18 protein-coding genes are annotated in these 22,575 nt (G+C 40.7%); 4 read left to right on the top strand and 14 right to left on the bottom strand.

Annotated features, from left to right (window positions below):
* Positions 1-2: 2 nt before the first annotated feature.
* From WC743_RS11675 to WC743_RS11645, 7 genes are all read right to left on the bottom strand, one after another.
* Positions 3-773 carry an SDR family NAD(P)-dependent oxidoreductase gene (locus tag WC743_RS11675; protein ID WP_373012167.1) on the bottom strand — a complete coding sequence of 257 codons (771 nt, stop codon included), beginning with the start codon at positions 771-773 and terminating at the stop codon, positions 3-5.
* Positions 774-783: 10 nt separating this feature from the next.
* Positions 784-2,499 carry an IlvD/Edd family dehydratase gene (locus WC743_RS11670; protein ID WP_373012166.1) on the bottom strand — a complete coding sequence of 572 codons (1,716 nt, stop codon included), beginning with the start codon at positions 2,497-2,499 and terminating at the stop codon, positions 784-786.
* Between the two features lie 335 nt (positions 2,500-2,834).
* On the bottom strand, positions 2,835-3,527 hold the full coding sequence (locus tag WC743_RS11665) for a DUF1080 domain-containing protein (protein ID WP_373012165.1): 693 nt from the start codon (positions 3,525-3,527) through the stop codon (positions 2,835-2,837).
* A gap of 8 nt (positions 3,528-3,535) precedes the next feature.
* Positions 3,536-4,423, bottom strand: a complete 888-nt coding sequence (locus tag WC743_RS11660; protein WP_373012164.1) for a TIM barrel protein — start codon at positions 4,421-4,423, stop codon at positions 3,536-3,538.
* A 44-nt stretch (positions 4,424-4,467) separates the two neighbouring features.
* Positions 4,468-4,929 (bottom strand): VOC family protein, encoded by a 462-nt coding sequence (locus WC743_RS11655; RefSeq protein ID WP_373012163.1) that lies wholly within the window; start codon positions 4,927-4,929, stop codon positions 4,468-4,470.
* Positions 4,930-4,961: 32 nt separating this feature from the next.
* On the bottom strand, positions 4,962-5,813 hold the full coding sequence (locus WC743_RS11650; RefSeq protein ID WP_373012162.1) for a sugar phosphate isomerase/epimerase family protein: 852 nt from the start codon (positions 5,811-5,813) through the stop codon (positions 4,962-4,964).
* Between the two features lie 5 nt (positions 5,814-5,818).
* On the bottom strand, positions 5,819-7,351 hold the full coding sequence (locus WC743_RS11645) for a TolB family protein (protein WP_373012161.1): 1,533 nt from the start codon (positions 7,349-7,351) through the stop codon (positions 5,819-5,821).
* Positions 7,352-7,587: 236 nt separating this feature from the next.
* Between WC743_RS11645 and WC743_RS11640 the strand changes: the two genes are divergently transcribed.
* Positions 7,588-10,461 (top strand): triple tyrosine motif-containing protein, encoded by a 2,874-nt coding sequence (locus WC743_RS11640; RefSeq protein ID WP_373012160.1) that lies wholly within the window; start codon positions 7,588-7,590, stop codon positions 10,459-10,461.
* Positions 10,462-10,510: 49 nt separating this feature from the next.
* On the opposite strand, the gene WC743_RS11635 is transcribed toward WC743_RS11640, so the two are convergent.
* The 3 genes from WC743_RS11635 to WC743_RS11625 all read right to left on the bottom strand — a co-directional run bounded on the left by WC743_RS11635 (position 10,511) and on the right by WC743_RS11625 (position 13,394).
* Positions 10,511-10,969: a cytochrome c gene (locus WC743_RS11635; RefSeq protein ID WP_373012159.1), complete on the bottom strand. Its 459-nt coding sequence runs from the start codon at positions 10,967-10,969 to the stop codon at positions 10,511-10,513.
* 1 nt (position 10,970) lies between these two features.
* Complete coding sequence (locus tag WC743_RS11630) at positions 10,971-12,236, bottom strand: sorbosone dehydrogenase family protein (protein ID WP_373012158.1); 1,266 nt, start codon at positions 12,234-12,236, stop codon at positions 10,971-10,973.
* A 162-nt stretch (positions 12,237-12,398) separates the two neighbouring features.
* Complete coding sequence (locus WC743_RS11625) at positions 12,399-13,394, bottom strand: aldo/keto reductase (protein ID WP_373012157.1); 996 nt, start codon at positions 13,392-13,394, stop codon at positions 12,399-12,401.
* A gap of 155 nt (positions 13,395-13,549) precedes the next feature.
* Here WC743_RS11625 and WC743_RS11620 point away from each other — a divergent pair, with 155 nt between their 5' ends.
* From WC743_RS11620 to rpiA, 3 genes are all read left to right on the top strand, one after another.
* The gene (locus WC743_RS11620) at positions 13,550-13,903 is read left to right on the top strand and encodes a winged helix-turn-helix transcriptional regulator (protein ID WP_373012156.1); all 354 of its coding nucleotides are present in this window, start codon (positions 13,550-13,552) and stop codon (positions 13,901-13,903) included.
* A 162-nt stretch (positions 13,904-14,065) separates the two neighbouring features.
* The gene (locus WC743_RS11615; protein ID WP_373012155.1) at positions 14,066-14,860 is read left to right on the top strand and encodes an NIPSNAP family protein; all 795 of its coding nucleotides are present in this window, start codon (positions 14,066-14,068) and stop codon (positions 14,858-14,860) included.
* An 11-nt stretch (positions 14,861-14,871) separates the two neighbouring features.
* The gene (rpiA, locus tag WC743_RS11610; RefSeq protein ID WP_373012154.1) at positions 14,872-15,567 is read left to right on the top strand and encodes a ribose 5-phosphate isomerase A; all 696 of its coding nucleotides are present in this window, start codon (positions 14,872-14,874) and stop codon (positions 15,565-15,567) included.
* 38 nt (positions 15,568-15,605) lie between these two features.
* Here the strand turns inward: rpiA and abc-f are convergent, their stop codons facing one another.
* From abc-f to WC743_RS11590, 4 genes are all read right to left on the bottom strand, one after another.
* A complete protein-coding gene (gene abc-f / locus WC743_RS11605) occupies positions 15,606-17,195 on the bottom strand; it encodes a ribosomal protection-like ABC-F family protein (protein WP_373012153.1) in 1,590 nt (529 codons plus the stop codon).
* Positions 17,196-17,480: 285 nt separating this feature from the next.
* Positions 17,481-18,755, bottom strand: coding sequence for a sodium:proton antiporter NhaD (gene nhaD / locus WC743_RS11600; protein ID WP_373012152.1), 1,275 nt, complete (start codon positions 18,753-18,755; stop codon positions 17,481-17,483).
* 319 nt (positions 18,756-19,074) lie between these two features.
* Positions 19,075-20,202: a glycoside hydrolase family 76 protein gene (locus tag WC743_RS11595; protein WP_373012151.1), complete on the bottom strand. Its 1,128-nt coding sequence runs from the start codon at positions 20,200-20,202 to the stop codon at positions 19,075-19,077.
* A 12-nt stretch (positions 20,203-20,214) separates the two neighbouring features.
* Entirely contained in the window at positions 20,215-22,488 is a 2,274-nt protein-coding gene (locus WC743_RS11590) for a GH92 family glycosyl hydrolase (RefSeq protein ID WP_373012150.1), read from the bottom strand.
* Positions 22,489-22,575: the final 87 nt, after the last annotated feature.

Below are 22,575 nucleotides of genomic sequence, written 5' to 3'. Positions count from 1 at the left end.
TTTTATTTAAGTCCTTCGGGTAAAACACTAACAGAGGTCCATCCCCCATCAACAATTAAGCTTTGACCGGTTATCTGCTTAGCCTCGTCTGATACCAGGAACAGCGCGGTATTCGCTATATCAGTAACGTAAGCCGGGCGGCCCATTGGGGTTATGTTTGACCAAATCCGTTCGTAATCGGCCTCTTCCATAGTGCGTTCAGTTAGCGTTGCACCGGGTGCAACCGTATTTACATTGATTTTGTAGGAAGAAAGCTCTATCACCAGATTTTTAGCCAGCATTTCTAAAGCGGCTTTTGTCATGGCATAGGCGGCCAGGCTTTTTAAAGCCTGGTGGCCAACGGCCGAGGAGGTAAACAAAATTGAACCACCCTTACCTTGCTGCTTCATTTGCTTTGCAGCAGCCTGCGCTAAAAAGAAAGAACCGCCAAGGTTAACATCCATTACCTTTGAAAATGATTCTTTACTGTAAGTTAAAAAATCGCCATATAAAGTGATCCCCGCGTTAGCAATCACAATATCTAACTGGCCGTACAGATCAACAGCCGTATCAACCATTTTATTTATAAAGGCCAGATCGCTGGAGTCGCCAACCATGGCTAAACAATTACCACCATGGTTTTCATTGATAAAGGTCTCCGCTTTGGTAGCCAAATCAGCATCAATATCATTTAAAATAACTGTGGCCCCCTTTTCTGAAAGCATTTTGCATATCTCAAAGCCAATACCCTGACCAGCCCCCGTAACTATTGCTATTTTACTCTTAAAATTCATTCCTGTTTTATTAATGTGAATCTCTGATCACTTTACTACCCGAGCTACCCTTTAAAAAGTCAAGGTCTGCACCCAAATGTGCCTGATCTACATGTGTTTGATACAAGTGTACATATCCCCGTTGCGCAATATGAGTATTGTTAACAAATTTTTCCTTACGGGCTGCAATTTCTTCATCACTTAATTGAACATTTAGCTGCCCTGCCTTGTAATCAAGTACAATAACATCACCGTTTTGTACTATGGCAAGCGTACCGCCAACAGCAGCCTCCGGCGAAACATGTAATATTACAGTGCCAAAGCCGGTGCCGCTCATTCGCCCGTCTGATATGCGGACCATATCAGTCACCCCTATATCCATCAGCTTTTTGGGGATAAGCATGTTGCCTACCTCGGGCATACCCGGATATCCACGGGGGCCTACATTTTTTAATACTAATACGGAACTCTCTTCAACATCAAGTTCCGGATCATTTATCCGTTTGTTAAAATCTTCAATATTTTCAAAAACCACGGCCTTACCTGTATGCTGCAATAAATGGCTGCTTGCTGCCGATGGTTTTAAAACCGCTCCATTCTCACATAAATTACCCCTCAGTACAGCTATCCCCGCCACCGGGTTAAAGGGTTCATCAAGCGTGGCAATCAGGTCACGGTTATAACATTCGCTGTTTTCATAGTTTCGCAACATTGGCTGCCCGCTTACGGTGATGGTATCACTATGCAATTTGCCATGTAGTTCTTTCATTAGCGCAGGCAAACCACCGGCATAAAAGAAATCTTCCATAAAATATTTGCCTGATGGCTGCAGGTTGGCCAATAAAGAAATTTGCCTCGCTGTTGTATTAAAGTCATCCATAGTTAAATCAACTCCAATACGGGCCGCAATAGCCAGCAGGTGTATGATAAAATTGGTTGAACCACCTATAGCGGCATTAACAATAATAGCATTTTCAAATGCCTCTTTGGTAAGAATGTCCGTTAATTTAAGGTCTTCCCTAACCATATCTACAATTCGGTTACCCGAAAGATGGGCTAAAACTTTCCGGCGGGAATCGGCAGCAGGGATAGCCGCATTTTGAGGTAATGACAGACCAAGCGATTCTACCATACAAGCCATAGAAGACGCCGTGCCCATTACGGCGCAATGCCCCTGACTGCGGGCCAGGCAGGCTTCAGCAGTATACATGTCTTCATCATTCATTTGCCCTGTTTGATGGTCGGCAAAAAAACGCCATATATCAGATGTGCCAATATCTTTTCCCCGAAACTTTCCGGTAAGCATTGACCCGCCGGAAACCACTATGGTTGGAATATTTACACTACATGCACCCATTATTAAAGCGGGTGTTGTTTTATCACATCCGCAAAGTAAAACCACGCCATCAAGCGGATTAGCCCTTATAGATTCTTCCACATCCATGCTTACCAGGTTACGGTAAAGCATAGCAGTAGGTTTCATCAAGGTTTCGCCCAATGACATCACAGGGAATTCAACCGGGAAGCCGCCCGCCTCAAATATTCCATTCTTTACAGATTGGGCTAATTCTTTAAAGTGTGCATTACAGGGTGTTAGTTCGCTCCACGTATTACAAATACCTATAATAGGTTTGCCTTTAAACTCATGCTCGGGTATACCCTGGTTTTTCATCCAGGCACGATAAATAAATCCGTCTTTCCCTTTACGGCCAAACCAACCGCTGCTCCTTAATTCTTTCTCCTGCATTTTACAAATTCATAATTTAACACCAACAGCAGTGTTACCGTTGCAGGCGATTCTATTTATTCACAATTCCCCGGGCACAAATACCGCCCAATATTAATTGCTTTTTTGGTTACTTAGGTTTATTTCTTTAAGCAGAAAGCGTAGCACTTTTAGCTATTACTGTTATGCTTACAATTGGCAAGTTATCAGGTTTATCTTACATACCCCAGTCAATTGTAAAATCCATCGAATTTAAAAAATGATAATCAAATCTAAGAACTGTACCGACAATTAAAGCCTGCTGTAATAAAAAAGCCGGACTTGAATAAGCCCGGCTTCGTTTTAAGATAGAAGTCTTATAATCGCATTATCTTTATGTTTTTGAGCCATATTTTTTGCCCATGATGCTGAAACATAATGTGCCCGCTTGCAGATTTTGCAAAGTTGGGGTTATCCTTATACTTACTATGATTGATTAAATCATTTAGCTTTTCTGATCCCAGATCATATTCCACAACTTTTACACCATTAAGCCATTGCTCAACGTGGCCTTTGTTAACCAACAGCCTTGAGGTATTAAATTCGCCAACAGGCTTAAGATGTTTATTTTGCGGAGCGATAAGGTCATATAACGAACCAGCAGAACGCCTGGGTTCATGGTCATTAAAATCAATATCATCCAATAGTTGCATTTCAAAATTATCAAGCCAGTTGGGGCTATTGCCATTACCAGATTCATGACTTGAATTTTCCTGCACATTATAAAAAACCCCACCATTACCGGCTTTAGATACGGCCCATTCCAACGTCAAATCAAAATTAGTGTAGGTCTCCTTCGTTAAAAAATCAACATTAGGGACACCTGTTTGGGCAACCAATGCACCGTCCTCTATCTTCCATGCTCCAAAAGGAAAAGAGTCCATCTTATAACCCCTTAACTCTTTTACAGATTTCCCTGTAAATAAGTCCTGCCACTTATTGGCTTGCTGTGCAAAGACCATATTGCCCAGGCAAAATACAGTTATCAGTAAAAAAAATAGTTTTTTCATGGCTGCTGTTAAATGTTAACCAGGTTCTTTTTTATGTAATTAACACTTTGGGCAATACTATCGTAAGGATCACCGGGGCATTTATCCTCTTCTACAAAGAAATATTTTAAGCCGGATTTATTGGCGTGTTTAAATATTGTCTTAAAATCAATAACGCCATTCCCCACCTCTGTAAACATACGCTGAGGGGTTTTATCCATATCCTTTATATGCCATAAAGGGAACCTGCCGGGGTTTTCATTTATCAAAGCAATAGGATCCTGGTTGGCTTTGCTAACCCAATACATATCCATTTCCATTTTCACCAGCTCTTTATCTGTATTGGCCAATAATATCTCATAAGGGAACTTTCCGTCCTGTTTTTCAAACTCAAAATCGTGGTTATGATAACAAAATTGCACACCTGCCTTTTTACAGGTTTCGGCTGCTTTGTTAAAATCATCGGCCACCTTTTTATAATGGTCAAGAGAACCCCGTTCCGGTACAGAAAGGAATGCACAAACCATATATTTCACACCCGTTGCAGCCGCATCATCAACCGCTTTATCCCAGCCATTTAATATAGTCCCGCTCTGTGCCACCCCGTTTATTTTTTCTTCGCCAAGGCGATAATGGCAACTTGGCATTATCAATCCGTTTTGCTTTAATAACGCCATGAAGTCTTTTGCCTCAACATTATTAAATTTTCCGGCACCAGAATAGGTTCCTTCTACCGAAGTATAGCCGGTTTGCGCGACTTTGGCCAACGTAGCAGCCGGATCTTTTTGCATGTAATCTCTAACTGTATACAGCTGCAGGCCTATGTATCTTTGTTTATAAGCAAATAAATCAGGAGCCACTAAAACCCCAGCAGAAAGCAATGCGGAAGTTTTAAGAAACGATCTTCTTGAAGTCATAATATTAAAGGTTAAGAATTGGTTTAATGTTTCAGTACTGCAGGTTAAAACTTATCATCATTAACCTCTATCCAAATGTTATCCGGGTCTTGCAAATAAACTTGTTTAACACCATCGGGCCTTAGCTGCGGAGATTTAGAATCGCCTTTCCAGTTGCCGTATTTAACATGTAACTGATCCAGGTGTTTTGAAAAATCCTGAAGGTTGTTTACCGAGTAAGAAAAATGCGAATTAATATCATGCTGGGTTACTTCGGCCGCGCCCTCTATTAAATGAAGCTGGCTATGCTCGCCTGTTCTCAACCATACATGCTTGCCATCATGAAATGGCTCAGGGATCTCCTTAAGCTGCATTACATTCTTATAAAAATCCGCGCTTTTTTTAAGGTCTTTTACATATAATGCAACGTGGTTGGCCTTAACGCCGTTTTGTGCAAGCGCACTTATTGCACTACCTGCTATTAAAAACAATAATAAGAAACTAACGATAATTGGTTTTTTGATCATGATATTAATATTTGATTGAATATCCCTTAGTATTAAAGGAGTTTGGAAACATAATTGTAATCGTATTCGACACTTGACAGCGGTGTACCGCTATATTCTTCCTGCTCTACAAAAAAGTGCTTTAAGCCCGATTTTTTTGCGCTACCTAAAAGCTCTTTAATATTAACGCCTCCCTTGCCAAATTCCGTACTTTGTTTCAGCTTCAGGTCCATATCTTTTAGATGCCACAGCGGGAAACGGCCCGGATATTTATTAAAATAATACTGAGGATCGGCGCCTGTAGCAATTACCCAACCCAGATCAAGCTCCATTTTAACCAGATTTGGATCAGTATGGTCTAATAAAACATCATACAATGTTTGCTCGCCCTCTTTTTCAAATTCATACTCATGGTTATGGTATCCAAAAGTAATCCCGGCCTTTTTACAATCTTCTGCAGCTTTCTGGAATACCTCTGCACTGCGCTGATAATTTGCTACAGTTTGTCCATTGGTTGGCAGTACAGAACAAATGAGGTAAGACTGACCGGCTTCGGCTGCCTGATCTACTGATTTTTGCCAGTCGTTATCAATTTGCACATGCCCGCTTACCAGGCTAATCCCTAAATCGCCGGTTATGCTTTTGATCTCTTTTGGTGTTAAACCATAGTAATTGCCCTTTTGGCTCTTTGCAGATTCTATTTCGTTATACCCGATTTTTGCTAACTGCTTTAACGTTCCGGCAGCGTCTGCAAGCATATCTTTTCTAACTGAATAAAGCTGTAGTCCTATTTTTTTGCCTTTCTTACTATCCGCCTTTAAAAGTTCAGGAACAAGAACCGCGCTCGCGGCTAAAGTACCCCAGGTTTTCAGGAAGTTCCGCCTGGTATTTTTATTTGATATCATATTGGTTATTTAGTTGATTCGCCGGTGTTGGTATTACTGATAAAAGCTATATGCTTACTATCCGGAGACCATGAAGGGGTATTCATAGATCCCTGACCACCATAAAAGTAAGCAAGTACTTTGGGTTTACCCCCGCCAATTGGCAATAAGCGAATATATACGTGTTTATACGGAGGGTGAATACCCGGCTCAACTTCTTCTTTAAGGAAAGTTAAATACACCATCCATTTGCCATCCGGAGATATATGGGCAAACCAATTATTGAAGTCATCATTGGTTACCTGCTCCTGGTCGCTGCCATCAGGTTTCATCCTCCATATCTGCATTAAACCGGACCTTACCGAATTAAAATAAATATATTTTCCATCGGGTGTATACTCCGGGCCGTCATCCAATCCTTTTGTGTTTGTTAAACGCACTTCGGGGCCGCCTGCAGCAGGCACTTTATAAACATCATACTCTCCTCCTCTTTCGCCGCAAAACACCAGGTCTTTCCCATCCGGGGACCAGCCGTGCATATAAGAAGGGCCTTTAGGGGTAATTTGCTTAGGCGTACCGCCGGTTACAGGCACTGTGTAAATAATAGAGCCGCCCAATTCCTTTACCCCGCTGCTTAGCGCGATCATTTTGCCATCAAAAGATAGCACGTGGTCGTTATTATTATTCTTGACATTACCTGTATTTAACAACGCTGCTTTACGGGTAGCTAAATCAAACTTGTATAAAACGCCTTTGCTGCTGTTAAATATGAGGCTCTTGTTATCGGTTGTCCAGTTGGGGGCTTGTATAGAATAAGGCACGGTATAAATAACTTCCCTGTTACCTGTAGCCACTTCCATCACTTCCAGATTACTGCCCAGGGTCATTTGCGTTCTTTGATCTGCAATGCCGGGGTAAGGTACCGTAATGCTCACGTCACGGAATACACCTGTTTCTGTCACATCGGCATTATGAGAGCCTACAAATAAACCCACATACACTTCATCACCAAGGTCCAGATCAGCCACTTGTTCGGTTACAAATGGTTCGCCAATTTTGGCAACACGCATGGTATAAGTATTACCCTTCCTTTCCAGCTGGATAATGTTGGCATGGGTTATTTTTGATTTAATCTCTTCTGTTGTTGCCCCGGCAGTTCTCCTGTATTGCAATGAGGTAAGTCCGTCGCCATGCTCAACAGCGTTGATATGTGCAGATTTGTCGTCTAATGACTTACGAACCATCCAGCCCACTTTACGGTGATCTTCAACACCGTTCCAGCCCACAAATTCGGCACGGGTATACAGGATAAAATCACCCTTCATTTTTCTATATACATAATGGAATTCATCCCGATCAAACCAAACATTGTAGCCTGCGCCGGATATTAAATATTGTTGTGTTTGAGGCACGTAAATTCCGGACCCTGGTTTCGTTTTGGCGCCAACATCTACCTGGCCATCAAAAATGCCTATCTTTTTTTGCTGCGCCGAAGAAGACAAGCTTGCTAACACTATTAAAAAAACAACACAGGAACTAAGCACTTTAATTTTTCTCATTTTTTTAAAAGATTTATTTGCCCCGCCACTATTTAATTACAAAGCCCGCCATTTTATGGCATGCCCAATTCTGAATACTTATATTGCGGGTATTATAATTTGGTTATAAGCATCAAATTTAATTTTCGCCCTGAATGATAGGTAATTTCGCATTACATCATTACTACATCATGCCTGGGATTAGATATTTAAGGAGCAGACAGCCAATTAGATTAAATGAAACTGTTGGAAATAAAATGAGAATAAGGTGGTTGTTGATCTTTATATTGATTAACTGTAGCAGCATCTATGGTCAAAACCCAATTGGCCTTACCAATATTACTTCGTACCTGAGGCGTGATTATAATGGAGGGTTACAAAACAGAACTATAGTTCAGGGTAAAGACGGCATCTTATACTTTGCCAACAGTGAAGGCCTGCTGAGTTTTGACGGCACCTACTGGAAATTATATCCGCTGCCCAACAGAACAATAGTAAGGTCTGTAGCGATAGGAATTGATCAGAAAATATATGTGGGTGGCCAGAGTGAATTTGGCTATTTTTCGCCGGATAAAAATGGAAATTTAGCCTATACTTCACTAAAGAAGCTGCTAAAAGGAAATGCTGATGGATTTAAAGACATCTGGAACATTGTACCTTACGGCGATCAACTCTTTTTTAGGTCGCAAAGCCATATTTTTAGCCTTGAAGGTCAGTCTTTAACAGATTATCAGCCCGGTTCACAATGGCAGTTTTTGGGATCATGCAACGGTGAGCTCATAGCGCAGGATGCCGGCAAAGGGTTGTTGAAGTTTTCATCAGGAAAATGGGTGCCTTTATCCATTATAAATTCCATGCCTGCAGGCTATACAGTCACCTCCCTGCTGGCTATCGGTAAAGACAGCATTTTGGTAACCACATTAAAAAATGGCCTGTTTATTTTATCACATCAAAAGTTAAGTGCTTTTCATTTTAAAGCTGCCAATCCATTCTTAAATCAATTGATATTAAGCGCCATTTTAATTGATGATAACCATATTGCTATAGGTACACAAATGGCAGGGGTATACATTATTGATAAACAAGGCCAGGTCACACAATCGCTTACCCGAAAAGAAGGCCTTCAAAATAATACCATACTTGGGTTATTTTTAGATAAGGACCATAACTTATGGATGGGGCTTGACGATGGAATTGATTTTAACGCGTACAACAGCGCTATCAAACATATTTATCCCGAAAGATTAAATGAAGGGACGGGATACAGTGCCATTCTTCACAATCAAACATTATACATTGGCACATCCAACGGGTTATACCAGCTTCCAGTAGGCAAGAATACCGACTTAAGTAAAGCTACCGGGCAATTTAGGATGGTAGAAAATACAAAAGGCCCTTGCTGGGGACTCTATGAGATTAATCATGATCTATTAATGGCCCATCACGAAGGAGCATTTCAAATAAAAAATGATAATGCTATTCCTATTGATACCCGCTTTGGCTATTGGAATTTCACCGCTTTTGATAAAAACCCGCCGGCTTCAGTGCTTATAGCGGGTAATTACAACGGGCTTGATCTTATTAACTTCGACAATAACACTTACAGATCAAAACAGAATATTAGTTTTTCCGAATCAGCACGATCAGTAATACTTGAAAATAAAATTGCCTGGGTTGCCCACAACTACAAGGGCATATTTAAAATAGATTTGAGTTTGCCGGAGCATCCGGTTACCAAATTATACACTGATAAAAACGGCTTGCCTTCTAAATTAAAAAACCGCTTGTTCAGGATAAAAAATCGGACCGTAGTAGCAACAGAAAAAGGTATTTATGAATATAACAACAGCACCGACAGGTTTGAGCCATCGGCTTATTTCAAAAAGATCTTCAAACAAAATGATGTAAGATATTTAAAGGAAGACTCACAAGGTAATGTCTGGTTTATTGAAGAAAAGAAACTTGGTGTCGTTGACTTTTCAGGCCAAAAACCGCAGACAACCTATTTCCCGGAGCTTAATGGTAACCTGGTGAGTGACTTTGAAAACATTTACCCATTAAATGAAGAAAACATTTTAGTAGGTGCGGAAAAAGGATTTTATCATATCAATTACAAGCGATATAAGGGCAACAAAGAACACATTACCGTTCTCTTAAGAACAGTTAAGGCCTCGGGAAGTACAGATAGTATTTTAAATGGGGGATATCTGGTTATCGACACAAAAAAAGCATTAACGGAGCTCAGCAGCAAACAAAACAATCTCCACTTTGAGTTCAGCTCACCATCGTTTCAAAACCAGTTGAATATTGAATACAGCTACTATTTAGAAAAATTTGATGCGCAATGGTCTAATTGGTCAAAAAAGACGGAAAGGGATTTCACCAATTTACCTGCAGGCAATTACAAGTTTCAAATTAAAGCCCGGAGTAACCTGGGCAATGAATCACAGATAGTAAGTTATTCATTTATAATTCTTCCGCCCTGGTACCTTACAAAATGGGCTTATGCTGTATATGCCCTGCTGTTTATAACTTTTAATTATCTGTTTTACCGCGGACTTAAAAAGAAATTCATTCGTCAAAAAATCAAATTCAAGGAAGAGCAAAAGCGGTTAAATTATCTTCACCAGCTGGAACTGGAAAAATCCGAAAAAGAGATCATCGCTTTAAAAAACGAAAAGCTGGAATCTGAAATAATTGGTAAAAATTCTGAATTAGCCTCTGTAGCTATGCATATGCTGCAAAAGAGTGAGCTGCTATCAAAAATAAAAGAAGAGCTGGTTCATTTACGGAATGCGGACAACGACATGCCTTCAGAGGAATTAAAAAGGCTGATCAGGATAATAAACCAGGAAAGTAAAATGGATAAAGACTGGGAGCAGTTTGCTGTTTACTTTGACAATACGCAAAGCGACTTTTTGAAAGCCGTAAGAGAAACACACCCGCTGTTAAGTAATCATGAGCTTAAATTATGCGCCTATTTAAGAATGAACTTATCAAGTAAAGAAATTGCCCAGCTTTTAAATATCTCTGTAAGAGGGGTGGAGATAGGCCGTTATAGGTTAAGGAAAAAGCTTGCACTCCCCAAGGAAATGAACCTTAATAATTACTTTGCCAATTTTTATACATAACACAAACATTGCTGCTTCCCTTGTTAGGGGAAGCAGCAATGTGGTAGTATTACTTTTTGTTAGCAGCCCGCACAGGGGTTACTTCGGCAAGTTTAATGGCGCTGGCTTTATTGCCAAAACTATTACGCACATAGGTTAGCACGTCGGCAATTTCCTGATCCTTTAAAAAATCATGTGCGGGCATTGTGTTTGAATAGTATTCACCGTTTATCTCTACATCTTCGCTAAATCCTTTAAGGACTATATTGATGAGCCTGTTTTTATCGCCCAATACATATTGAGTTTTTATAAGCGGTGGGTTTAAGCGCTGCACTCCTCCACCATCAGCCTGGTGGCAGGTTAAACAATATTGCACATACACTTTCTGGCCTGCCAGTACTGATGCATTCATACTACTGTTTTTAACCGGCTTGGCAGCAGTTTTTGATTTGGGCTTAGTTTGCGCGGTGCCAATTAAAAATATGCACATTAAACTGGCAAACACTGGTATTGATAATTTAAACTTCATTTTATTTTTTATAGCTTATTTTGTAAACACTTCCTTTAGCATCGTCAGTTACATATAACGAACCATCCGGCCCTTGTGCCAATCCGCAAGGGCGGTGTTCTGCATGGCCACTTGCCGTATTTTCTGGAGAGCCTGAAAATCCATTGGCAAAAACTTCCCACTGGCCGTCGGGCTTGCCATTTTTAAACGGCTGAAAAACCACAAAATAACCTGCCTGTGGCTCGGGTGCGCGGTTCCATGAACCATGGAAAGCAATAAAAGCACCATTTTTATATTTTTCAGGAAACTGATTGCCGGTATAAAACAGTAAACCATTGGGGGCAAGGTGGCCCGGATAAGCAGCAACCGGATCAATATATTTAGGATCAGCCTCTTTTTTGCCGTCACCGCCATATTCAGGGCCTAATATTTTTTTATGCTGCTCGTGGTCGTAATACATATATGGCCAGCCTGCATTATCTCCTTTTTTTAAGGCATACATGCATTCCGCAGGGAAAATAGCCGATTGTTTTTCGCTGTAATACTGCGGAAATAATCCGTGTAGCTGGTCGCGGCCATGCTGCATTACAAATAGTTGATTATCCTGCTGGTTCCAGTCAAGTCCAACCACATTTCTTAAACCGGTAGCATATCTAACACCATCGGCATAGGTTTGGTTCAGTTTATTGGCTTTAAATTGCCATATACCACCTGCCGAGTCAAGGATGGGGCAGCCTTTTTTATCCTTATCAAACTCGCTGCAAATATTTGAGTAAGCACCCACATTCACATAGATGTTACCATCGTTATCAAGCGTAATAGATTTTGAATTATGGGCACGGCGATTAAGCAGTTTGGTAACTATTGTTTCTGGCTGATCCGGGTTGATCACCTCGTTATCTGCATTTAGTTTATAACGGTAAACATCTGTATTTGACGAAGCATACAGGTAGCCGTTTTTTATAGCGATGCCTGTGCCTCCGTAATTGCCAAAGCTGGTTTTCACTTCGGCCTTACCTGCATTTTCACGCAGCATCAATATGCCTTTACCATTCTTTGGCCTGTCAAGCTTTACATATATATCGCCTTTCGGGCTTACGGTTATGTGGCGTGCACCACCCATATTTTCGGCAATAACAGCTGCGTTAAAACCCGCCGGCAGTGTTAAGCCGGCATTAGCCAACTCCGGGCTGCCCTTTTCATGAACTCCCTTTATCATTTTAAATGAGAGCAGCCCGATCATTAAAAAGCCCGATACAAGGCCAATAATGCCTATTCTTTTATTCATAATGTTTAATTTAAACGTGTAAATAATATGCAATTATAATAGCAAAAAGTTAGCGATAATGGTTTTTGCCAAAACTCAAATTTAGATGTTGATCTTATACCTCTGTAATGCAACATTACTTCATTACTACTTCATGCTGAAATATAATCATCTTACTGATAGTTAAAGCTCCAGTTTTAAATTATTAAGATGATTAGAAATTATTGCTATTTCATCCGGGGTAAGAGCGGTATTTAATGCTTTGGCATTATCAACGGCCTGCTCTTTATTCCTTGCACCAACAAGCGCAATGGTAATACCGGGCTGTTCCAACGTCCATAATATAACAAGCTGACTAAGTGTTATGCCTTTTTCATCTGCTATTGGCTTTATCAAATTTAAAAATTCATTGGTCTTCCTTAAATTTTCATCTTTAAAAAATGGCACATCCTTACGATGGTCTCCGGCTGCAAACTGATAGCCAGGCTTCATTTTACCAGATAAAAGGCCACGCTCTAAAGGGCTGTAAGCTAGTATTGATTTTTGGTGATTAAGACAGTATGGTATTAATTCATTTTCAATAGAACGTTTTACCATGCTATACGGAACCTGGTTTGATGCAAGGCCGACGTACTTTTCTGCTTCGGCCATTTGAGCGGCATTATAATTACATACCCCGGCATAGCGCACTTTACCTTGTTCTATGAGCCTTGAAACAGCTTCCATCGTTTCTGAAATAGGGGTCGTAGAATCGGGCCAGTGAATTTGATATAAATCAATATAATCTGTTCCCAACCTTTTTAAACTGTCTTCGCATTCTTTAATGACACTTTCTTTTCCGGCATATTTATAAATGTCAATTTCTTCTCCGTTATTCTTTTTACTGTGGAAACCAAAATCTCCCTTTTTAAGATCCCAGCGCATACCATACTTCGTTAAAATTTGGAAACTGTCACGCGGCAGGCCTTTAATCGCCTCTCCAACTATCTCTTCGCTTGTACCTTGCCCGTATATTGGCGCTGTATCTATAGAAGTAACCCCAAGGGAGTAAGATGCCCTGATAGCATCAATAGCCTCCTGCCGCTCAGTGCCTCCCCACATCCATCCACCGGCAGCCCAGGCACCAAAAGTGACTTCTGAAAGCCATAAATCTGTGTTTTCTAATTTGCGATATTTCATTTTATACTTTCTTTTGAATAGATTTTGTAGTAAATTTATTACAGATATAACACGGATAAGTAAATCCTACCTGCTACTTTAGCCACAAAAGAACAGTTATTGGTCATTCAGACCAAGTATTAAACAAGTAATTAGTCCCTCATTAAAAAGTTAGTATGGCAGAAAGAAAACTAAGTTCCAGCAATTTTCATAATCAATCATTCCTGGAAGAAAAATGTGCGCTCACTGAATTAATTAATATATTGAGTAAAAGATGGATGACTGAAGTGCTTTTCAGCATAGAAGAAGGGCATTCACGTTTTACCAGCCTAAAAGAAGATCTTGAATTTATAAGCGATCATATCCTTGCCGACCGGCTGAAATTTTTAGAACAGCATGAGCTTATCAGTAAAAGCTATATTCCGGGTAATCCCCCAAGAACAGAGTACGCCCTTACCGATAAAGGAACGGAGCTTAGCGACCTGATGGATGGTTTATGCAAGTTCGCAGAGAATAAAATGAATTTTTAATAGGTTGTAAACCGTATCATACAATCCATATTTACGAGCTAACTAATTTATTAGCCGCCGGGCTTTCTTTTTTTATGGCTTAATAAATATACTTTTACCGGCATATACTTGCCTTTATAGTAAGTATATGTACCCAATTATTATTCACCCGAAAATTATTTTATGAGAGTTTCATTAGTTCGTATTGCCCTATCTTGCTGCTTATTTATACTTGTGCTTGTTAATAATACAGCCACATTTGCAAGTGCAGTTGCTCCAAATTATTATCAGATTAAAATATATCATTTTAAAACGCAGGCACAGGAAGATAAAATTGAACAATATCTACAGCAGGCTTATGTACCGGCAATGCATAGGGCAGGTGTTAAAAACGTAGGTGTTTTTAAACCGGTTGTACAGCAGGATACAAACAGAATGATCTATGTTTTTACGCCTTTTTCTTCTCTGCAAAAGTTATCAGGTAATGCCAATAAACTACAAGCCGATTCAAAATATTTAGCGGATGGTAAAGAATATATTGATGCAGATTATAAAGATGCACCTTATACCCGTATTGAGACAATTATATTAGAAGCTTTCCCGGGCATGCCCGGCACATCGGTGCCTAATCTTACAGCAAATAAATCAGAAAGAGTTTATGAGTTACGCAGTTATGAAAGCGCTACAGAAAAATATAACATCAATAAGGTAAAGATGTTCAATATCGGCGATGAGATCAATCTTTTTAAAAGATTAGGGTTCAACGCTGTTTTTTATGGTGAAGTAATTGCCGGAAGCCATATGCCTAATTTAATGTATATGACCACATTTAACAGTAAGGAAGACAGGGACAAACATTGGGATGCATTTGGTAAGGATGCTTATTGGAAAGAATTAGTAGCAAAGCCAGAATATCAGCACAATGTTTCACACGCCGATATAATCTTCATTCGCCCGGTCGCTTATTCCGATTTTTAACATTAACACATATGACCGATTATAAGATAGAAGCCGCAAAAGCAGCACTAAGTTTAATAAAAACCGGTCAAACAATTGGTTTGGGAGCAGGGTCAACAGTTGCTCATTTAATTAACCTCATCAGCCAAAAAACTGATCTGGCTGATTCGTTAATTTTCACTTCGTCATCCTTTAAAACCACATCCAATTTATTAGAACATGGGTTAAGGGTACAATCACCCGCCCAGCTAAAGCACCTGGATGTATATTTTGATGGATGCGACCAGTTTGACAAGGAGCTTAATGCCCTAAAAAGCGGCGGCGGAATCCATACTACCGAAAAGATCCTGGCCTCAATGGCCAATGAGTTTATCTTAATGGGTGATGAAGGGAAGTTTGCAGAGCAACTTGATACAACTTACCCCCTGGTAATTGAGGTTCTGCCCCAGGCAATACAGGTGGTACTTCTCAGGCTGGCCACAGATCATCCGCAAGCTAAGGTAAACTTACGGATGAGTACTCAAAAAGATGGCGCGGTTATCTCCGAAAACGGCAACTTGCTGGCCGATATACATTTTGATAAAACCATAGCGCCCGACATATTAAACATCCAAATAAAAATGATCCCGGGCATTGTTGACCACTCCTTATTTTACCGGATGGCTACCAAGGCAGTTATTGCCGGCGATAAGGGTATTCGTACTATTTACCCGAATTATAATACTTAAGCATTGCATGGTTACCGCTCAGATCCTATAAAACGGAATTAGCCAACAATAATTGAATGTTCTACATTGGTTTGTTTTAGAAAATATTCATCATGAGATACAACTAAGAGCGTTCCCTTGTATTCATTAATGGCAGCGGTTAAAATTTCTATGTTCTGAATATCCAGGTTATTTGTCGGTTCATCTAATACAATCATGTCCGGGGCCTTATTGCTTATTGTTAAAGAACAAAGCATCAGTCGCATTTTCTCTCCACCACTAAGCGCCCTGCAAGGTTTGTCCCAATATTCTTTTGTAAACAAAAACCGGTTTAAGCGAATTTTGATATCATGCTCTTGCAATACCCCCGAATTAAATTGTTGCGCCTGTTCGTAAACGGTAAGGCTGTTATCAATTAACGAATAGTCCTGGTCAATATAAATGGCCCTGACATCTGCCCTGTAAATGGTTCCTGACAGTGGTTCAAGCTCTCCTAAGATCATTTTTATTAGGGTTGTTTTGCCGGATCCGTTTGGCCCCTTAACCACAATCCGTTCGCCACTTGTTATTTGAAAACTTAAGGCTGGTTTCCAAAGCAATTGATCGCCATATCCAAAATTAACGTCTTTTGCAGTAATCAATATCTTTCCTTTATGAAGTGCGGAATTATCGAAATCCATCTTCATTTTATCAATGCCAGGCAATTCTTTACGCAACTCGGTTAGTTCCTGAGAGATCGCACCCACTTTTTCGGCATGGACACCCTTCATCCGCGAAGTACTTTTCTCCGCATTGTTTCTGAATGTGTTCATTGAGATGGTAGGAAGCCCGGCCTTTTCCTGTTTCTTCTTTCCACGGGCATCAAGCTTTTGTTGCCGTTCCAAAGACTCCTTTTCTGTTTCTTTCGCTTTACGGAACGCTTTTTCTTTGCTCCTTAAATCCTGATTTAAAGCATCACTTTCAATCATTTTCTGTTCCGCGTAAAAATCATAATTACCGCCATAGATAGTTATACCGCGTTTGCTGAGCTCATATACGGCATCAAGGAGGTTTAACAATGTCCTGTCATGGCTTACCACCACTAAAGTGTTGGCAGTGAGCTTTATATAATCATAAAGAATACTCCTGCTCAGTGTATCTAAATGGTTGCTTGGTTCATCCAATAAAACTATCTGAGGACGGTGAATAATTATTCCCGCCAAAAAAACCTTAGTTTTTTGCCCGCCACTGAGGGTTTCCATTTTTTGGGAAAGGTTCAATCCATCAAGCTTCCAGTGCGCAAAAGCTTCTTTGCACTGTTCCTCAATCGCCCAGTCATCGTCAAGCAATGTCAAATTTTCATCTGTTACATTGCCATCAAGAATTTCTTTTAATGCGGTTAGCTTGCCCTCAATCTGAAGAGCCTGAGCAATACTATAATCATTAAACTGGCCAAAAATCTGCGGCACATAATAAGGCTTCGAATCAGCTTTTACAAGTCCGTTCGTAGGGTATAAGTTTCCGGCTAAAATTTTTAAAAGGGTAGATTTCCCTGTACCGTTGTTGCCTATCAGGGCAATTTTATCTTGTTTGTTGATGGTGAGATTTATATCAGCAAACAATAAATCTCTGTTGGGATGTATGTAAGTAACACCTTGAAGAATAAGCATAATTTCCTTCTTTAAAGAGTGAATAATTGCAGGAGCCTACGCTATGCGGGTCCTGTTTATTTTTCCTGAAAGAAATTATTTATTACATAAATGTGCCTTTTTGATTACCTGGGCAATGATAAGGAAAAAATTACAAACAGCAAATTTCAGCTTATGGCAGATGCTATCATCATACAAACCACCATCCGAAAAATCTCTAAAAACCTCTAAAAATCTCTATATATTTCTTAAAATTAATTGTCTGCTCTATTAAATATTGAAAACCACTAGCAGACAATTATCGGGTTAACCTACTAATGACATTTGCAAAAAAAATACCGATATCCCTACCACAAAACCGACTAAAGCTAACCACCCAATTTTTTTCAGGTACCACATAAAATCAATTTGCTCAATCCCCATCACGGCAACACCAGCCGCCGTGCCAATGATAACAGCACTGCCACCGGTGCCGGTAGTTAACGCCAGAAATTCCCAAAACGGATGGTCGGTTGGGTAGGTGGATAAATCATACATCCCCTGTGATGCTGCAACAAGGGGCACATTATCAACTATTGCAGAAAGTAAACCCAATGCAATGCCAATTAAGTAATCATCTTTTAAAGTGTTACTGAGAAAACCAGCCAGCTCTTTGAGTAATCCAAATGACTGTAAGGCAGATACGGCTAATAATATCCCCAGAAAAAATAAAATGCTCGGCGTATCAACCTTCTGCAATGCCCTGGCAACAGTAAATCGTTCTGCCTCTTCCTCGTCTTTGGTTTTATGGATGATAGTAATAATTACCCACATTAAACCCAAAGCAAGTAACATGCCCATAAACGGTGGTAAATGAGTTACCGTTTTAAATACCGGAACAAATAATAAAAAGCCAACGCCCGCAAAAAGAATTATTTTACCATTCTTTTTTTCCATTGGTGTACAAACAGATACCGGCATGGCTGCAATTGTCTTTCCTCTGAAGCGATAAGCAACAATTAAAGCAGGAATAACGCTGGCAGCAAGGCTTGGCAATATCAATTGTTTCATGATATTCAATGCGGTGATCTGGCCTCCAATCCAAAGCATGGTAGTGGTTACATCGCCTAATGGCGACCAGGCACCGCCCGCATTAGCAGCAATCACAATCATACCTGCAAACCAAAGCCTGTCTTCCTTCGCACTTAATATTTTTGAGCACAGGGATGTCATGACTATTGCTGTTGTTAAATTATCAAGTAGTGCAGAAAGGAAAAAAGCAAGTGCGGTAATGATCAGCAGCAATTTTGCTTTACTGGTAGTTTTTACCTTTTGTGTGATGATGTCGAACCCATCGTGAGAGTCAATTAGCTCCACAATTGTCATAGCGCCCAGTAAAAAAAACAGGATCGAAGCTATCTCTCCCAAATGATGCAGGAGCTCTTCACTTACCGAATGTGTGGACTCGCTTTGCAGAATGTAGATTGTCCAGCAAAGTACCCCTGTGATTAAAGCTGAAGCAGCCTTATTTAATTTTAACGGATGCTCAAAGGCTATACCTATATAGCCAAGAATAAAAATTACAATAAGGAGTATACTCATAATTAGCTATTACCGAAATACTTAATATAAAGCTTAGTGATCAAACTTTGGGTACGCGTACTTTTAAATAGATTGTTTTCAAATTTATCATTTTAAAATTGGCAACATATCTGTTTTGATCGTTTACTTACACTTTATATTTCCAATATTCCTATGGGGTCGTATCATAAGTAAAAAGCAAAACCTGGTAAAAAAAGAAAATTTGGTGTCAATCTCCCTTTGTGCAAAATCTTAATGCCCTTTGTGGTTAAATTTAACTACAAAGGGCATTAAGGGTACTAAGAATACTAAGTCAAATAAATCAGTTCCAACCGGGCGTTTATTTAGGCGGGCATAGTTGCATAAATGTCACTATACTGCTTGCCTCATATGATTGGATATCTCCGGTTGGGCAATGAATTGCATAATTCCTGAATGTAAGGCCTCTTTGGGTATCGCGGTTGTTCCAGCCTGTGTTGATATTGGTTCTAATCCAATCTAAATACTGGCTTTGGCCTCCATCATTTATTAGCTGCATCATGTACTGCGCAAAAATGGCTTTCAGAACGCCCTGTTCATTAAAATCGCCCTCGGCCGGCAAAATACCATTTGTGCCCATTTTATTTTTGGTGTAATCGGCGGCTAATTTGGCATCAGCAAGGTAAGCGTTATCCTTAGTCTCCTTGTACAGCATAACAGCAGCACCTATTGCTGTACCCTGATTGTAAGTATAATCTTCATATCCCGGCGGGTTGTTACCTATTTTGTGATCTGCCACGCGGCCGCTCGCAGCATCAAATAAATTGCTCTTGGACCAGGCATATATTGATTTCGCCTTCTCCAGGTAGCTTGCATCACCGGTTATTTTATACAAGCGCATAGCTGCAATAACCGTTGGATAGTTTATGCAGGCATTTTTACCACTGTGCTTAAAATCCCAAAACATACCCCCGTTAACGCTGTCATATGATCCGTTCCATACACGGTTAAACCCGGCAATAGCCTTTTGCAAGTACACGTCATTACCGGTTAGCTGATTGGCACGTGCCAGGGCAATTACCCACCACATCATATCATCATAAATAAACCAGGTTGTGGTATTATCCCAGTTATAACCATCGTATTGATTATAGTTACCCTGGTAAATATCACTGATCATTTTAAGCTGCGCCTGATCTTTTGTACGCTCATACACGTTCATGGCCATGTCCCAATAAACCGCCTGTGTCCATATGGCAGCTACGCCGTTTTGACGGGTGCTGCTATAATATAACTTAGCAGTTGGGTTATAAAAATACTTGTTAAAAGCAGTGTAGGCGGCTGTAGCATCGGCCGCGGTAAATGCAGGGTCGCCCGGCTGTGTATTATCCGGTGGCTTGGTAACCGGCTTTGTACCGTCAGTACCTTTACTGCAACCCGCCGCCGTTATAAAAAGGCTTGCTAAAAGGACGTAAAATGTTTTTCTCATAGGTAGATGTGTTTATTTTTCGTTAGATAAAGAGTACGGAGCATTTGACGGAGCAATACCCTTTTGCAGATTTGGCCGGGCCGACATATTGAAATTAAGCGTAGCTCCTTTCAATAAAGCGGAATGGCTAAGCCAGTTTTGTGTATATGGCTTACCGTTTACATTTAAACTATTTACGTACCTGTTTTGGGCGCTGTTATTGGCCGCGCTGATATTTATAGTTTTACCATTCTCCAGCTTAACGGTTATCTTCTTAAAAAGCGGCGCACCTATTACATACTGATCGCTGGCGGGAGTTACGGGATAAAAACCCATTGATGAGAAAACGTACCAGGCAGATGTTTGGCCATTATCCTCATCGCCGCAGTAGCCATCAGGTGTGGGCTTGTACATTTTGTCCATTACATCGCGCACGTGCTGCTGCGTTTTCCATGGCTGGCCGGCATAATTGTACAGATACGTCATATGTTGTATTGGCTGGTTACCGTGCGCATACTGGCCCATACCGGCTATCTGCATCTCGCGGATCTCGTGGATAACAGAATGGTAGTAGCTATCATCAAACACCGGCGGAAGTATAAACACCGAATCGAGCTTGGCAACAAATTTTTTGTTACCGCCCATCAAATCAATAAGTCCCTGTACATCATGAAACACACTCCAGGTATAATGCCAGCTATTGCCTTCGGTAAAAGCATCGCCCCACTTAAAGGGGTTAAACGGACTTTGAAATTTACCGTCCTTGTTTTTGCCGCGCATTAAACCGGTAGTTGGGTCAAAAAGGTTCTTATAGTTCATACTCCGTTTGCGGTAAACATCTGTTTCGGCTGCCGGGCGGTTTAAAGCCTTGCCTAACTTGTAAATGGCAAAATCGTCATAAGCATATTCCAGCGTACGGGCTGCATTTTCATTTATCTTAACATCGTACGGCACGTAACCTAATGTGTTATAAAATTCAACCCCTCGCCTGCCTGCAGCCTTTGGGCCTGTATTATTGGCCCCGTGCAGTAAGGCCTGGTAAAGTGTATTGATATCATACCCACGGCCACCTTTAAGGTAGGCTTCGGCCACAACGGATGCCGAGTTATTGCCCACCATTACATCGGCGTATCCGGGGCTGCTCCATTCGGGCAGCCAGCCGCCTTCTTTATAATCGTTAACCAGGCCTGCCTGCATCTCTTTGCTGATAGACGGATATACGAGGTTAAGGAATGGGTAAAGCGCCCTGAAGGTGTCCCAAAAGCCGGTGCCCGCAAACATATAGCCCGGCAGCACCTTGCCATTGTACGGACTGTAATGAACTATCTGATTTTTTCCATCCAACTCATACATTTTATTCGGGAAGAAAAGCATACGATAAAGGCAGGAATAAAAAGTGCGGATTTGATCTACCGTACCGCCTTCAACAGCCATACGGCTTAACGTTTTATTCCAGGTTGCTCTGGCATTTTCTTTAATCGCATCAAAGCTTTGTTTACCTAACTCACGCTGCAGGTTAAGCTCCGCCTGTTCAATGCTGATGAATGACGATGCTACACGCAGGTTCACCACTTCGCCTTTTTTGGTTTTAAAGCTGATGACCGCGCCGGCATGGTTGCCTGTGTATTCTAATTTACCGTCATCAACATCTTTATCATGCCATGCCGAAGCCTTTTGAAAAGGTTTATCAATATAAATAACAAAGTAATTTTTAAAATTACCCGGTACTGCGCCGCTATTGCGGGTGCTGTAACCTACTATCTTATTTTCGCCGGGAATCACTTTAATATATGATCCTTTGTCAAAGGCATCTATCACAATGTGTGAGCTATCACTTTTAGGGAAGGTGAACCTAAAGCTTGCTGCCCTTTCGGTTGGTGCTATTTCGGTTGTAACATCATAATCTGCCAGGTAAACGCTGTAGTAATAAGGTTTAGCAACTTCTGTTTTGTGAGAGAACCAGCTGCCCCGCTCTGCTTCATCAACCCTTATCTTACCCGTTTCCGGGAAGATGGAGAACTGGCCATAATCATTCATCCATGGAGATGGCTGGTGGGTTTGTTTAAAGCCTACTATTTTGTCGGCATTGTAAGTATACTGCCAGCCGCTGCCCATTTTACCGGTTTGCGGCGTCCAAAAGTTCATGCCCCAGGGCAAGGCTATAGCAGGGTAGGTGTTCCCGTTACTAAGTGAGGGTTTTGAATCGGTCCCCATCAACGGGTTAGCCAGGTCTGCAAGGTTGGTGGTATTAATTTGTGCCGATGCAAGCACCGGTAAAAAAGCAAGTAACGCTAAGAATTTTTTCATTAAAATATTTGTTATAAATGAGCCATGACTTTATCCAGCTTTACTACGCATACACGGGAACCACCCATGTATGGTAGCAATAGCTAT

This window comes from Mucilaginibacter sp. (assembly GCF_041660805.1).
GTDB lineage: Bacteria > Bacteroidota > Bacteroidia > Sphingobacteriales > Sphingobacteriaceae > Mucilaginibacter.
This window is presented reverse-complemented; position numbering and strand designations above follow the sequence as displayed.

What these genes read in the sequence shown, in the direction of transcription:
- WC743_RS11670 (WP_373012166.1), bottom strand. Translation starts at nt 2,499, where the DNA reads ATGCAGGAGAAAGAATTAAGGAGCAGCGGTTGGTTTGGCCGTAAAGGG.
- WC743_RS11590 (WP_373012150.1), bottom strand. Translation starts at nt 22,488, where the DNA reads ATGAAAAAATTCTTAGCGTTACTTGCTTTTTTACCGGTGCTTGCATCG.
- WC743_RS11645 (WP_373012161.1), bottom strand. Translation starts at nt 7,351, where the DNA reads ATGAGAAAAATTAAAGTGCTTAGTTCCTGTGTTGTTTTTTTAATAGTG.
- WC743_RS11660 (WP_373012164.1), bottom strand. Translation starts at nt 4,423, where the DNA reads ATGACTTCAAGAAGATCGTTTCTTAAAACTTCCGCATTGCTTTCTGCT.
- WC743_RS11675 (WP_373012167.1), bottom strand. Translation starts at nt 773, where the DNA reads ATGAATTTTAAGAGTAAAATAGCAATAGTTACGGGGGCTGGTCAGGGT.
- abc-f (WP_373012153.1), bottom strand. Translation starts at nt 17,195, where the DNA reads ATGCTTATTCTTCAAGGTGTTACTTACATACATCCCAACAGAGATTTA.
- WC743_RS11655 (WP_373012163.1), bottom strand. Translation starts at nt 4,929, where the DNA reads ATGATCAAAAAACCAATTATCGTTAGTTTCTTATTATTGTTTTTAATA.
- rpiA (WP_373012154.1), top strand. Translation starts at nt 14,872, where the DNA reads ATGACCGATTATAAGATAGAAGCCGCAAAAGCAGCACTAAGTTTAATA.
- WC743_RS11640 (WP_373012160.1), top strand. Translation starts at nt 7,588, where the DNA reads ATGAGAATAAGGTGGTTGTTGATCTTTATATTGATTAACTGTAGCAGC.
- WC743_RS11615 (WP_373012155.1), top strand. Translation starts at nt 14,066, where the DNA reads ATGAGAGTTTCATTAGTTCGTATTGCCCTATCTTGCTGCTTATTTATA.
- WC743_RS11650 (WP_373012162.1), bottom strand. Translation starts at nt 5,813, where the DNA reads ATGATATCAAATAAAAATACCAGGCGGAACTTCCTGAAAACCTGGGGT.
- nhaD (WP_373012152.1), bottom strand. Translation starts at nt 18,755, where the DNA reads ATGAGTATACTCCTTATTGTAATTTTTATTCTTGGCTATATAGGTATA.
- WC743_RS11620 (WP_373012156.1), top strand. Translation starts at nt 13,550, where the DNA reads ATGGCAGAAAGAAAACTAAGTTCCAGCAATTTTCATAATCAATCATTC.
- WC743_RS11635 (WP_373012159.1), bottom strand. Translation starts at nt 10,969, where the DNA reads ATGAAGTTTAAATTATCAATACCAGTGTTTGCCAGTTTAATGTGCATA.
- WC743_RS11665 (WP_373012165.1), bottom strand. Translation starts at nt 3,527, where the DNA reads ATGAAAAAACTATTTTTTTTACTGATAACTGTATTTTGCCTGGGCAAT.
- WC743_RS11625 (WP_373012157.1), bottom strand. Translation starts at nt 13,394, where the DNA reads ATGAAATATCGCAAATTAGAAAACACAGATTTATGGCTTTCAGAAGTC.
- WC743_RS11595 (WP_373012151.1), bottom strand. Translation starts at nt 20,202, where the DNA reads ATGAGAAAAACATTTTACGTCCTTTTAGCAAGCCTTTTTATAACGGCG.
- WC743_RS11630 (WP_373012158.1), bottom strand. Translation starts at nt 12,236, where the DNA reads ATGAATAAAAGAATAGGCATTATTGGCCTTGTATCGGGCTTTTTAATG.